Source organism: Gulosibacter chungangensis (assembly GCF_008831155.1).
Taxonomy (GTDB): Bacteria; Actinomycetota; Actinomycetes; order Actinomycetales; family Microbacteriaceae; genus Gulosibacter; species Gulosibacter chungangensis.
Genome location: NZ_WBKB01000007.1, coordinates 78,100 through 90,908, shown reverse-complemented (window position 1 = coordinate 90,908; position 12,809 = coordinate 78,100). Strand labels below are relative to the sequence as shown.

Genomic DNA, 12,809 nt, shown 5'->3' with positions numbered 1-12,809 from the left:
TCCGCTGGCGCCCGATGGCAGTTGGGCACCAGCGGATCGGAGGCGTGCGTGGTAGGAGTGCTCGAGGGCTTTAGCGTCATCGGGATCATCATCGCAATTGGTGTTCTGATTGATCGCACCGGCTGGCTCGGTACCCACGGACGGCAAGTCCTCAACGGGCTCGCCTTCCACGTAGCAACTCCCGCACTCTTGTTCGGGCTCATGTACGAGGCCGAACTCGAGGTGCTGTTTAGCGCGCAATTCACGGCAACTGCGATCGGTATGGTGGCCGTGGCCGCCATCTATTGCGTTTTCGGCGCCATTTTTCGCTGGGGACTCGGCCCGACCACGGTGGGAGCGATGAGTTCAAGTTATGTGAACTCGGGCAACCTCGGCATTCCAATCGCGGTCTATGTGCTTGGCGACGGTTCCTTGGTCGCGCCGGTGATGCTCGTTCAGCAGCTTGTGATGGGGCCGGTGATGCTCACCATTCTGGATGTGACCTCGGCAGCTCGGAAGGGGCGCACCCTCAAGCCGTGGCAGTTTGTGGTCAGGCCGTTCACAAACCCCGTGGTGGTCGGCTCGCTCTTGGGACTGCTCCTCAATATTTTTCATGTGCAGGCACCAGCCTTCGTGGTCGAACCGATCGCCTTGGTGGGCGGTATGAGTGTGCCCGCGGTGCTATTGGCCTTCGGCATGTCGCTGCGAGATAACAAGGTGCCCTTCACCGGTGGCGACAAATGGCAGGTTGCGACGAGCACAGTGTTGAAGTCCTTCGTGCATCCGATACTCGCTTGGCTGCTTGGGGTGTTCGTCTTTGGTTTGGACGATGCGACCCTCCTGGCTGTGGTGGTGACCGCGGCGCTCCCGACCGCGCAGAATATTTATACGTACGCGGCGAATTATCGCGTTGGCGAATCCTTGGCGCGGGAATCAATCCTGGTAACGACGATTCTTTCGGTGCCGGTGATTCTGTTGGTGTCGATGGTGATCCACCCATAGTGCGCCTCGAGGCAGCAAAGGGGGTAACCCATGTGTCAGACTGACACCATGACCGGACTGCGGCGAATCGAAACCACGTTTGGCGAGCTGGGCCTTGAGGCGACGGATGCGGGGCTCACCCGGCTCTGGCTTCCCGGTTCGCTGCCGCTTGGTTTTGGCAGCCTTGCGGGTTCCGCGGCGCAAGAGCGCCACCTCGATCAAGCCGAGCGAGAATTGCGCGAGTATTTCGCGGGCGAGCGGGAACAATTCACGGTGACGTTGGATTGGTCGCAGGCCACTTCGGGGTTCACCGGCGAGGTGCAGCGAGCGCTTGCGGAGATTCCCTACGGTCAGACTTGCAGCTATGGCGAGATGGCGGATCGTCTCGGCCACCCGCGCGCCGCTCGAGCGGTGGGTACGGCATGCTCGAAGAACCCCCTGCCGATCTTTTCGGCTTGTCACCGCGTGGTGAAATCCGATGGCAGCGTTGGCTTTTACGGCGGCGGGGAAGCGATGAAACACGAATTACTGGAACTCGAAGAGCGTGTGATTGGGCAACGTTAGGTCGTCAGTGGGTCGCCAGCGGAAGTGGCTGCAGTGGTACCGCCTTGCTTGGTGGGTGTCGCTGCGTGGCTGGGCTTCGATCGTGGACTCGCTGTACTGGGCACTCTGGCAGGTGCGCGCTTCGGGCTTGCGGTTGCGGCGGGCGTTGTGGGGCAGGCGGGCAACCTTGCTCACGGCGCCGGCGAAGGTGGATCCGAATAAGCCGGTGATTGTGGCGCTCGCGGGACTCGCGACGTCCTGGGAATTCCTGACCCCTCTCATCGATGGACTCACTCGGCGTGGGTTTCAGGTCGCAGTATTGCCGCAATTGGGGCACAACTTGAGCTCGGTTCCGGAGCTCGCTGAGTACGTGAAACGGTTCCTGCGCACCCACGACGACCTGTCGCCGGTGATGTTCGTGACCCATTCGAAGGGCGGCCTGATCGCTAAGCGAGTGCTTCTTGATGATCCGGATTGGCGCTACGCAGTGGGCGCGGTGGTGCTTGCAGCACCGTTCGCGGGGGCTACTTCCGCTCGCCATATTCGCGGACTTACGAAGTTTGGCAAAGAGATCATCACGCTACGGCCGGGCACCCCTTCGCAGCTTGAGCTTGAACACATGGATGCGCAAGACAGTCGAATCTCTTCGATCTCACCGCTATACGACGAGGTTGTGGGGATTCGCGGACGGGTGCGTGGCGGTTCGAACCGGGCGGTGAGTGCCCTGGGCCACAATCGTTTTCTGAGCGATGAGCGGTTGCACGCACTGGTGGAGCGAGAAGTTAATCGGCTGTGGTCGGAGTGGCAAGTGCGCCAGCGCGCATCGACGACCACTCCTCCCACACCCGCTTGAGATCCTGCGCCGCGGTAGCTTGCACCGAAACCCCGCGTTCGCCGGTTCGCCTGACCTTGCCCTGAATCAGCAGCAGTGGAGTGCCGAATAACACATTGCTACTTTGCGCTTGAGCGTCCTCAAAGAAGGTTGCGTCGGCACAGCCGCTGCCATCGTCCACGCTGATGAACACGACGCGTTTGCCGGAACGCATCGGTGGGGTTTGCGTGGCGACGCGGACGCCAGCGACGGTAACTTCGGTGCCACCCCGCAGGCCAAGTAGGTCTCCGGCGGGAGTAACACCGAGTTCATCGAGCAGCGGTCGGTAGCTGTCAATGACGTGTTCGGACAGATCCAGTGCGAGGACATCGAGCTCGGCTTGTACGCGTTCTCGAGAGGTGAGCTCGGGTTCACCGGTGTGCTCCACGGGAGCATGGCCATCATGGCCGAGGGTGAGCGGCAGCTCCACCGCGTCTGGGGACGCGGGTTTCGGTCGGATGCGGGGCCGACGCCGGATTGCTGCGAGTAGTTCGCCTCTGGTCGGGTGACCTGGCTCAAGAGTGTCGAGCGCACCGATCAATGCGAGGCGCTCGGCGAGGGGCCGCGAAGGCCGCGCCCGGGTGAGAAAATCGCCGAGGCTGTCATAGGGGGATTCACCGATGATGCGCTTTTGTTCGGCCTCGCTCATACCGCGTATCTCGGCGAGTGCCAGACGAATGCCGAGATCTCCGATGCGAGTGGCCCAGCCCGGAGGGGTCTTCCGTACCCGTTCGACGAGAAAATCTTCGGTGGAGACCTGCACGTCAATCGGCAGAATCGGGATCCCGATTCTGCGCGCGTCGCCGAGCAAGAGGCGTTTTGGGTACATGCCGGGATCGTGGGTGAGTAGCCCCGCAAAAAACTCTGCGGGGTAGTGGGCTTTCAGCCACGCACTCTGCCAGGTGGGTAGGGCAAAAGCCGCGGCATGTGCTTTACAGAAGCCGAAGGAACCGAAGCCCTTGAGTACCTCCCAGATCTCATCGATTTGTTTGTCGGTGAAGCGGCGACGTCCAGCCGCATCCCGATTTTGCGCAGTTTTGGTGCGGAACTGCTGTTCGATTCCTTCGCCCGAGCGCTCCATTAGACGCCGGAGTTCATCCGCCTCAGCGAGGGTGATGCCCATGCATTCGTGGAAGATCCGCAACACCTGTTCGTGGTAGACGACCACGCCATAGGTCTCGTGCAGGAATGGTCGAAAATCTGGGTGCAACCACGTTGGTGAGGCGTAACCGTGTTTGACGTCGAGGAAGGGACCCACCATATTGCCCTTCATCGGACCGGGCCGGAACAGCGAAATATCGGCGATCAGATCCTCGTAGACATCGGGTTGGAGCTTACCGATTAGCTCGCGTTGCCCGGGGGATTCGATCTGAAACATCCCGAGTGTATTGGTGGAACGAATCGCCTCGAAGGTGCGCTCATCATCCTTGGGGATCTCATCAAGCACCACGTGGCCGGTGGGGGATACGTAGGAGACATCGGGGCGCAGACCGCCGCGAATTGCTGCTTGAGGGCCGTGTACTCGCTCGACTTCCTTGACCGCATACGCGAGCGAGGACTGCATCCGCACTCCGAGCACATCGAGTTTAAGCAGTCCCATATCGTCAATATCGTCCTTATCGAACTGGCTCATCGGCAGGTCGATACCGCTTGGTTGCACCGGGGTGGTGGAAAGCAGCGTCGAGTCGCCGAGCAGCACACCGCAGGGATGCATGGAAAGGTGTCGGGGAAGCCGGTCGAGTCGTTCGGTGAGATCGATCAGCAGGTTGAGGTCACGATCGGTCTGAGCCTTCTGTGCGAGTTCGGCCAGCTCCGGTTTTTGGTCGAGGACCGCGCGGAACTGTCCCGCGTTGAATCGCCACAGCGACTTTGCGATTTCGCCGATGCGGTCATCTTCGAGACCGAGCGCGAGCCCCGCATCCCGGGCTGCGCCGCGAGCCCGATAGGTGGAATGCATTGACAGCAGCGTGACGCGCTCACTGCCGTAGCGGTTGAAAATCGCGCGGTAGATTTCGTGCCGTCGAGCGGACTCCACATCGATGTCGATGTCGGGCAGCGTGGAGCGTTTATTGCCGAGGAAGCGTTCAAAAAGCAGATCGTGCTCCAGCGGGTTCACATTGGAAATCCGCAGCAGGTAGTTCACCAGACTGGATGCCCCCGAACCGCGAGCCTGGTTGCGAATTCCGAGCTCTCGAATGAGCTCAGCAACATTTGCGACCGCAAGAAAATAGGTGGAGAAACCGAACCCGGAGATCGTGTCGAGTTCCTGATAGAGCCGGTTCTCGAGCTGCTCGCGTTCCTTCCCGATGGGGGAATCGAAACGCTCATTGAGCGCCGCGAGGCAACGGTTACGCAGCACCTGGTTGCTGTCTCCAGAGATCCCAAGGACTCCGGGCTCGGGCACTTTCGGTTGTCGCCAGCGGATATCCGTGTCCGGGTCGAGTCGGCACCGTGCCGCGAGTTCGGCGGTGTGGCCGAGCAGCTGTTCGCGAGCGACCGAGCTGAGGGAAGTCCGGGAGACAATGAGATCGGCGAGGGCACGCATCCGCTCGGGAGGCTTGAGCCAAGCTTGCGCATTCGGCTGCGGCAGAAATTCGCCGAGCGGTTTGAGCGCCGCGGCAGCGTCGAGCACATCCCCGGTAATCGCATCATCGGACTCGAGATAGCGCACCTGATTGGTGAGAATTGCCGGAACCCGGAGGTCATGCGCAAGCTCGAGCATCGAAGCGGCGTGCGATACGGAGGCGGTCGTGCCCGGCTCGGTGAGATGGCAGACCACCTCGACCACGACAGCGCCGGGGAGCCGCTGCTGCCACTGCTGCAGGAGTGCCCGAGCCTGCGTTTTTCTGCCGGTCGAGAGTGCTTTACCGACGTTGGAGTGTGGGCCGAGTAATACCGTGCCGAGTAATTCACGCTCCCCGAGTAGGAACGGGGAAAACCGCTTGGGTTCGAGGGATGCGCGATGCTCCCGCTTGGCCGCGGCGCTCGCTTTCCGCGGTGGTACGTGCGCGGCGGATACGAGTCGGCACAGCGCCGTCCAGCCGAGCCCGGCAGTGCCACCGTGCGCAAGCACCGTGACTCGAGCATCCGTGGTCTCACCTTCGGGGGAGCGAAGCGTAAGATCGACCCCAACCACCGGCGCGATTCCGGCCGCGATGCAGGCACGAATGTGCCGCACCGCGCCGTAGAGACCGTCACGGTCGGTAATTGCCGCCTCGGACGCACCCCACTGCGCCACCCGGGCAACGAGCTCTTCGGGACGCGCCGTGCCGTGGTGGTTGGAGTGCGCCGAAGCAACATGCAGATGTGGAAACACGCTCATCTCAGGCGAATAACCTCACTTCCAATTCGTCATCCCAGGCCTCGTCAAGCTGCCAACTGCCGTCGGGGAGCCGGGCGAGGTCAAAACTGCCGTCGAGACGGACTCGAGTGCCCTGTAGCGGGACCGCATCCACCCGCCACATTTCACGTTCAAATCGCACCCCGGCACCGCGAGGTGCCCGGGTGGTGGAGCGCCACCACGCAGTCCGACCCAACCAGGGTTCGGGTGCGCTCGTGACGCCGTACCGTACGTTTCGCCACAGGAAACGGACGGGCGCCCCATCAGGGGAAAGTTCAACTTCAATCGGTTCGCCAACAATCATGGTCAGGCTCCTTCACTAGCTCGAATACATGTTCGAGAAAGAAGCTAGGATGAGCCTACGACATATTCGAAAAAGTCACCAGTGGGGTTCACTCAACTGTGACCAAGCCCATTCATAGGCGCGTCATAGGGAAAAGACGCCAAATGTTCACAACGAAAGGAAACAATCCCTATGACTACCGCGATCCTGCTGGGCGCAGACCTGTTGGCCATCGGAATTCTGGTGTTCGCACTCTTCGTGCGCCGTCACCACCGCTACGATTTGGTCCCCGCGTACCTCGCCGTGAACGTGGGCGTATTCGCGGTCACCACGCTGCTGTCGAGCGCAGAGATCGGCATGGGCGTTGGGCTTGGCCTGTTTGGCGTGCTCTCCATCATTCGACTTCGCTCGACCGAAATCGGTCAGCGCGAGGTCGCCTATTTCTTTGCCTCGCTCGCCCTCGGCCTCATTGCAGGTTTCCCGACGGCAGAGCCTTACTTGCAGCTGAGCCTGCTCGCACTCGTACTGCTGGCGCTCTTTATTGGTGACAGCTCGCTGATCACCCGCGGGCGCCGCAGCACGGTGATCCAGCTCGACCGGGCGATTGCGCACCCGCAGGAACTGCGCGAGGCACTCGCACAGCATTTCGGTCCGAACATCACGCATGTGAACGTGCAGCGGTTGGACCTCATCAACGACTCCACCCTGGTGGAAGTTCGCTATCGCGAGACCGCGAGGCAGAACATTGAGGCCGCACCGGTGACGATCGAGCAGCTCGTTGAAGTGAGGCGATAATGCGGGTGTTTGAGACGATCAGCCTCGAAGAACTCAATGCCCAGGCTGCGCTACAAACCCGTATCGACCGCAAGTATGTGTTGCCGACAGATGTGGTGCAGGAGCTTCTCGCCGACTGCCCGCGCAATACGAAGGTGCTGCAGATCAATGACCGCACCGCCTTCCGCTACGAGTCGACGTACTTTGACACTCCCGAGTTTGATAGTTACTACCTTGCCGCGCATAAGCACCGCCGTCGCTACAAAGTTCGTACCAGGCGCTATGTCGATACGGGCGGCGTGTACCTAGAGGTCAAGCTCAAAGGCTTCCGCGGCGCGACAGAGAAAAAACGAATTCCGCTGGCAGCCGTCGAGGATGCCACGATCTCAAGTGCCGGGCAAGCCTTCCTCGCCAGCGAAATCGGCGAAGACCTCATTGACCGCTCCGAAATTGCCGCGCTGCGGCCCTGCCTGCACAACAGCTACTTGCGCACCACCCAGCTGCTGCCCGACGAACGCACCCGCTTCACGGTTGATTTGAACCTCGAGTGGCGCATCCCCGCGAGCTGTCGTACCCGGCAGAGCGAAATCAATCGGATGCGCTGCACCTCGCTCGCCATTGTGGAGACGAAGTCTCCATCAGGCGGCGGGATCAGCTCGGTTGACCAGTGGCTCTGGCATCGCGGCTACCGGCCCGACCGAATGAGCAAATTTGCTGCCGGACTCGCGGCACTGCGGCCTGATCTACACGCAAACCGCTGGACTCGATCACTGCGCCAGCTCAAAGAACACTCCACCACGTACTCGCCGCAGCCGACACAGCTGGACCCGATCACGGTGTCCGCTACGGCCGCGCAGCAAATAGTTAGGGAAAACGCATGAACCTGCGACGGACAGCTACCGCCATAACCGCGCTGATTGGCACCGGTGCACTCATTACCGCCTGCGCCACCGGCACCTCGGAACCTTCCGACGTCTCGGGCACGACCGAATCCACTACCGCGGAATACTCAAATATCGCCGTCGACGAGCTCGCAAGCCAGGTGCTTGCCGACAATGACGCCACGACGATCCTTGATGACAGTGATTGGGACGCGGCGAATGCCACCGCCATTGATCTCGATGACGAATCCGGCACCGTAGAAATCACCGAGGCCGGCACGTATCAACTTTCCGGTTCGCTTGAGGGTCAGGTCATCGTCTCGGCTGCTGAGGATGCGACTGTCGCGCTGATTCTCGACGGGGTTGCTATTTCGAGCGACGCCGGTCCCGCGATTTATATTCAATCGGCGGATGACGTGGCTCTCCTCCTCGCGGATGGCAGCAGCAATACCGTCAGCGATGAAGGCTCAAGCGAGTCGACCGAGGAGAACGCGGCCATTGCATCCGAAGCCGATCTCACCATCGCCGCAGCAGGAGAAGGCACAGGCACGCTCACCGTGACCGGCACGGTGGAAGACGGTATTTCAAGCGATGACGATCTCGCGATCACTGGCGGCAATATCACCGTTACCGCGGTTGACGAGGGGCTGCGCGGCAAAGATTCCTTCGCGATGACCGGTGGCGAAGCCACCGTGACCGCGGGCGGTGACGGCATTAAGAGCAATAACGACGAAGATGAAACCCGCGGATACATTAACCTCGCCGGCGGTACCATCACGGTGACTAGTGACGGCGACGCCATCTCGGCCGAAACCGACGTGGTGCTCACCGGAGCGACGGTCTCGGTAGTTTCGGGCGGTGGCAGTAGCCAAGAAGCCGCCGAAGACGTTTCGGCCAAGGGTGTCAAGGGTTCGGCCATAGTCGTGCTCGCCGGTGGCAGCCTGGCGGTGGATGCCGCCGATGACGCGGTCCACAGCAACGGCGAAGTTCATGTGGTCGGTGGTGACCTCACGCTCGCAAGTGCTGACGATGGCATCCACGCGGACCTGCTATTGGAGATTGCCGGGGGAGCCGTTGACGTCACCGAATCCTATGAGGGACTCGAAGCCGCGGTGATTGAAATCACCGGTGGCGACACGAATATCGTGGCGAGCGATGACGGTATCAACGCATCCTCGGGCACCAGCGCGACCTCGATGGACCCGATGGCTGCGGAAGACGGCGTCTCGCTCACGATGGCTGGCGGTACCGTCACCATCGATGCAGGAGGTGACGGGTTCGATTCAAACGGTACGGCACTTGTCAGCGGCGGCACCCTGGTCATCAACGGTCCGCTTGATGGCGGCAACGGTGCACTCGACAGTGCATCCGGTGTGGAAGTTACCGGGGGTACGCTGATCGCCGTCGGCAGTGCCGGGATGGCCGAGTCGCCCAATAGCGAAAGCTCGCAGGGCTGGGTCGCGGCCACCGCATCCGGTACCGCGGGGAGCACTATCGAGCTGTTGGACGCGAATGGGACGAGCCTGATCGAATGGGAAGCCAGCAAGGACTTCGCCACCGTGGTCATCTCAACCTCCGACATCGTGACCGGCGAAAGCTATGTCCTGAGCGTGGACGGCACCGAGACCGAAGTCACCGCAGGTGAAGCCCTCGCGGGTGGTATGGGCGGTGGCCCGATGGGTGGCGGTCAGGGTGACTTTGCGCCGGGCCGTGATGGCAACTAATGCGGCACCGTCACCACGCAAAGTGAGTGCAGATGATGTTGAATGAGGCCATGAGCCCGGTAGCAACTCCCTTGAGCCGCCCGGATGGCAGCCCCATCCGGGCGCTCGTGGCCGATGACGAGGAGTACCTCGCCGACCTGCTTCGCATGACACTTCGCGCGGAAGGCTGGGAGGTGCGAGTTGCCGCGACGGGACGCCAAGCACTCGACGCAATCCATGAGTTCTCGCCCGACATCATCGTGCTCGACATCATGATGCCCGGCATGGACGGGATGACAGTGCTCAAGCGCCTTCGGGAAGCAAAAGACGATACTCCGGTGCTCTTTCTCACCGCAAAAGACGACCTCGATGACCGCATTGCCGGTATCGCCGAGGGCGGCGATGACTATGTCACCAAGCCCTTCAGCCTCGAAGAAGTCGTGGTGCGCCTCCGAGCGCTGGTCCGGCGGCACGTCAAGACTGTTGTCGAGGAAGAGGCCCACGTGCTGCGCGTGGCGGATCTCGAATTGAATGAGGACACCTACGAAGTGTTTCGCGGCGACGAGCGCATTACGCTCACCTCCACCGAATTTGACCTGCTGCGCTACCTGATGAAGAACCCCCGCCACGTGCTGTCGAAAAGCCAAATCCTTGACGAAGTGTGGGGCTATGACTTCGGCGGAAAATCGAGCATCGTCGAGCTGTACATCTCCTATCTGCGGAAGAAAATTGACTCGCGAGGTGGGCCGCTCATCCACACGGTTCGCGGTGTTGGGTACACGATCCGCGAGGAAGCATGACACTGCGCCGGAAGCTCGTGTTGAGCTTCGTCGGCCTCGTGGCGCTCTTCGCGATCGTGGTGGGGGCGGTCTCGGTGACCGCACTCCACCGGGATCAGCTCGAACGTCTCGACCAGCAAGTGGCCCAGACACTCCGTTCGCAATTCATGATGCCGCCATCGGGCGAAGACCTCGGTGACGGACTCGGGCTGGACCGGCCAGAATCGAGAATCGGCACGCTCTCGCTTATGGTGCTTGATGATCAGGTCCTTCGCGCCGAATACACCGAGGCGAATGGTGAGACCGTAAACCTTACCCAGGCGCAGGCTCGCGAGATCGTTGCGGGAGCGTCGACACGCCCCATGACGGTGTCGGTGACCGGGCTCGGCCCCATGCGAGTGCAGGCCGAGTCGCTTACCGACTCGACCGGCACCACACTCGTGGTGATCGCGGGCTTGGACGCCTCCGACGCGCAGTCAACGACCTGGAACCTGACACTCTTCTATGCGATTGCCGCGGCCATTGCGATCGGGCTGTTCGCGCTCTTCGCGTCGAACCTCGTGAGCCGTGCCCTGCGGCCGCTCGATCGAGTGGCCGCCACCGCCACCAAAGTATCGGCGCAGCCGATGTCCGACGGAGAAGTGACCATCGCAGATCGTGTGCCCGAGGCAGATACTGATCCCGGAACCGAGGTGGGCAAGGTCGGAACTGCCCTCAATCTGCTCCTCGACAGCGTTGAAGAGGCGCTCACTGCTCGCGAGTACAGCGAGCAGCAACTGCGTCAGTTCGTGGCCGATGCGAGTCACGAACTGCGCACGCCGCTGGCTGCGATCCGGGGTTATTCGGAACTGGTGCGTCGCGGTGACCAGAATCTGGACGAGTCGCAGCGGCATTCCTTGGAGCGAATCAACTCCGCTTCGGTGCGCATGACCGACCTGGTCGAAGACCTACTGCTACTGGCGAGATTGGATGCCGGGCAACAGCTTCGGCTGGAAGCCACCGACCTGACCCGGATCGTGATTGACGCGATTGAGGATGCGCAGGCCACCTACCGCGATCACGAGTGGGTTCTCGAGGTGCTTCCGGAGGAACTCACCGTCCGCGGTGATGCCTTGCGGCTCCACCAGGTGCTCGCAAACCTGCTGCGAAATGCCGGGACGCACACACCCGCCGGCACCGTCGTGACCGTTTCGACACGGCGCGAGCAGGATGCGGTCGAGGTGTGGGTGGAGGACAATGGCCCCGGTGTCGACCCGGAAATTATTTCCTCAATCTTTGGCCGGTTCGTGCGCGGGGATGCCTCGCGGGAACGGTCTAGCGGTGACTCCGGCAGCACCGGTTCCACCGGCTTGGGGTTATCGATCAGTCACGCAATCGTGACCGCCCACGCCGGCACTCTCTCGGTGCGCAGTGAACCCGGGCACACGCGGTTCATCCTGCGGCTACCGAGCGAGAACGCCGGGTCTTAGTCGGAGATTTCCGCTGGCGGATAGGGGACGGCGCGGCGCACATCCGCGAGGGATTCGGAGAGGTCGACGAGTTCGGCCGCAGCGGCGTCGGGGTCGAGAATGCCGATGCGAGCGAGTTCTTGAATGAGCTTCGCGCCGTTTGGCCCGTGCACCCAGGGAACATTGCGGTGGTGCCGACGCCAGCGTGCCGAGGTGCTCGCACGGCCACCAGCGAGAACTGATTCGGTATTGGATAGCTGCCGGATGGCGATGGCGAGCACCGAGTCGGGGTAGTCGCGCGCGAATTCGCCGTAGAGCTTTTCATCGTGCTGGCCGTCATCACCGATCAGTAGCCATTTCACATCGGGGAAGTCTTCGGCCAGGCGCCGGAGATTGGCACGCTTGTGATCGGTGCCAGAACGGAACAGCCGCTGCGGTACGGGGCCCCAGTCGGTCAGTAGCAGGGGGCCGAAGGGGTAGAGATTGCGGCCAAGAAAACGGTTCAGCGTGGGTGCGACATTCCAAGACCCGGTCGAGAGGTAGACCACGGGCGTAGCTTCTTGCCCGAACTTCGCCGCCAACCGCTGATACAGCACGTTCATGCCGGGGACTGCCGCGCGTGCATGCTCATCGAGCACGAAGGTATTCCATGCGGCCAGCAGCGGACGGGGGAGCGAGGTGACCATTACCGTGTCATCCACGTCCGAGATGATGCCGACTTTTTGCTCGGCTGGCTTAATGAATACCGAGGCCTCCGAAAATTGTCCGTCAGCACTTTCAAACTTGATGGTGCGCCAGCCCGGTTCTAAGCTCACCTCAATGGTCTGGTCGATGATCCCGCCGCGGTCCGCCTCAAATTCGTGGACGTGACCGTTCAGGTGCACTTTCACCATGCTGTACGGTACCGCTACCCGCACAAAACTGCGCCACCCCCGCACGAGCTGTTCTTTCTGCCCGCGCAGCAGCGAAGGGAAACGGCGCCGCCCAGTTCGCCGCAAGGCAGTCGGAATCATCTGCACCCGGCCGAGCACACGCACACGCGTGGTCGAACCGATACCCGTGTATGACTCAACAACTTCCAGGTGCCCGCGTTCCCGAGCCCGGCGCATCCGGAAGCGCTTTATTGAATCTTCAATGCGAAAAGCGTTATTCACGAACACGCGAATAAACGGGATGCTGGCGATCAATTCGCCGAGGGTGCGGCGGGGGCGGTGCTTGGGGGTCACC

The 12,809-nt window shown here is 61.6% G+C and carries 11 protein-coding genes; 8 read left to right on the top strand and 3 right to left on the bottom strand.

The features are described 5' to 3' along the window. Nucleotides 1-48 precede the first annotated feature (48 nt). Genes F8O05_RS11310 through F8O05_RS11300 form a run of 3 tightly spaced genes read left to right on the top strand, consistent with a single transcriptional unit; the run spans nt 49 to nt 2,356 of the window. Entirely contained in the window at nt 49-981 is a 933-nt protein-coding gene (locus F8O05_RS11310) for an AEC family transporter (protein WP_158052855.1), read from the top strand. Between the two features lie 48 nt (nt 982-1,029). Next, on the top strand, nt 1,030-1,524 hold the full coding sequence (locus F8O05_RS11305; RefSeq protein WP_158052854.1) for a methylated-DNA--[protein]-cysteine S-methyltransferase: 495 nt from the start codon (nt 1,030-1,032) through the stop codon (nt 1,522-1,524). Nucleotides 1,525-1,531: 7 nt separating this feature from the next. Continuing rightward, nucleotides 1,532-2,356, top strand: coding sequence for an esterase/lipase family protein (locus tag F8O05_RS11300; RefSeq protein WP_192497151.1), 825 nt, complete (start codon nt 1,532-1,534; stop codon nt 2,354-2,356). Here the strand turns inward: F8O05_RS11300 and F8O05_RS11295 are convergent. Continuing rightward, nucleotides 2,286-5,696 carry a DNA polymerase III subunit alpha gene (locus tag F8O05_RS11295; protein WP_158052852.1) on the bottom strand — a complete coding sequence of 1,137 codons (3,411 nt, stop codon included), beginning with the start codon at nt 5,694-5,696 and terminating at the stop codon, nt 2,286-2,288. The two genes, F8O05_RS11300 and F8O05_RS11295, sit on opposite strands and share 71 nt — an antisense overlap. A gap of 1 nt (nt 5,697) precedes the next feature. Next, nucleotides 5,698-6,018 (bottom strand): DUF6504 family protein, encoded by a 321-nt coding sequence (locus F8O05_RS11290; protein ID WP_158052851.1) that lies wholly within the window; start codon nt 6,016-6,018, stop codon nt 5,698-5,700. A gap of 171 nt (nt 6,019-6,189) precedes the next feature. Here F8O05_RS11290 and F8O05_RS11285 point away from each other — a divergent pair, with 171 nt between their 5' ends. Genes F8O05_RS11285 through F8O05_RS11265 form a run of 5 tightly spaced genes read left to right on the top strand, consistent with a single transcriptional unit; the run spans nt 6,190 to nt 11,603 of the window. Next, a complete protein-coding gene (locus tag F8O05_RS11285) occupies nt 6,190-6,792 on the top strand; it encodes a DUF4956 domain-containing protein (RefSeq protein WP_158052850.1) in 603 nt (200 codons plus the stop codon). 5 nt (nt 6,793-6,797) lie between these two features. After that, nucleotides 6,798-7,652, top strand: a complete 855-nt coding sequence (locus F8O05_RS11280; protein ID WP_192497150.1) for a polyphosphate polymerase domain-containing protein — start codon at nt 6,798-6,800, stop codon at nt 7,650-7,652. Further along, complete coding sequence (locus F8O05_RS11275; protein ID WP_158052848.1) at nt 7,649-9,376, top strand: carbohydrate-binding domain-containing protein; 1,728 nt, start codon at nt 7,649-7,651, stop codon at nt 9,374-9,376. Before F8O05_RS11280 ends, F8O05_RS11275 begins: the two co-directional genes overlap by 4 nt. Nucleotides 9,377-9,426: 50 nt before the next feature. Continuing rightward, nucleotides 9,427-10,155: a response regulator transcription factor gene (locus F8O05_RS11270; protein ID WP_158052847.1), complete on the top strand. Its 729-nt coding sequence runs from the start codon at nt 9,427-9,429 to the stop codon at nt 10,153-10,155. Continuing rightward, the gene (locus tag F8O05_RS11265; protein ID WP_158052846.1) at nt 10,152-11,603 is read left to right on the top strand and encodes a sensor histidine kinase; all 1,452 of its coding nucleotides are present in this window, start codon (nt 10,152-10,154) and stop codon (nt 11,601-11,603) included. Before F8O05_RS11270 ends, F8O05_RS11265 begins: the two co-directional genes overlap by 4 nt. Here the strand turns inward: F8O05_RS11265 and F8O05_RS11260 are convergent. Further along, a complete protein-coding gene (locus tag F8O05_RS11260) occupies nt 11,600-12,808 on the bottom strand; it encodes an App1 family protein (protein ID WP_225735873.1) in 1,209 nt (402 codons plus the stop codon). The two genes, F8O05_RS11265 and F8O05_RS11260, sit on opposite strands and share 4 nt — an antisense overlap. Nucleotide 12,809 lies beyond the last annotated feature (1 nt).

Coding starts and splice junctions, on each gene's coding strand:
- F8O05_RS11295 (WP_158052852.1), bottom strand. CDS start 5,696: ATGAGCGTGTTTCCACATCTGCATGTTGCTTCGGCGCACTCCAACCAC.
- F8O05_RS11265 (WP_158052846.1), top strand. CDS start 10,152: ATGACACTGCGCCGGAAGCTCGTGTTGAGCTTCGTCGGCCTCGTGGCG.
- F8O05_RS11270 (WP_158052847.1), top strand. CDS start 9,427: ATGAGCCCGGTAGCAACTCCCTTGAGCCGCCCGGATGGCAGCCCCATC.
- F8O05_RS11275 (WP_158052848.1), top strand. CDS start 7,649: ATGAACCTGCGACGGACAGCTACCGCCATAACCGCGCTGATTGGCACC.
- F8O05_RS11290 (WP_158052851.1), bottom strand. CDS start 6,018: ATGATTGTTGGCGAACCGATTGAAGTTGAACTTTCCCCTGATGGGGCG.
- F8O05_RS11305 (WP_158052854.1), top strand. CDS start 1,030: ATGACCGGACTGCGGCGAATCGAAACCACGTTTGGCGAGCTGGGCCTT.
- F8O05_RS11285 (WP_158052850.1), top strand. CDS start 6,190: ATGACTACCGCGATCCTGCTGGGCGCAGACCTGTTGGCCATCGGAATT.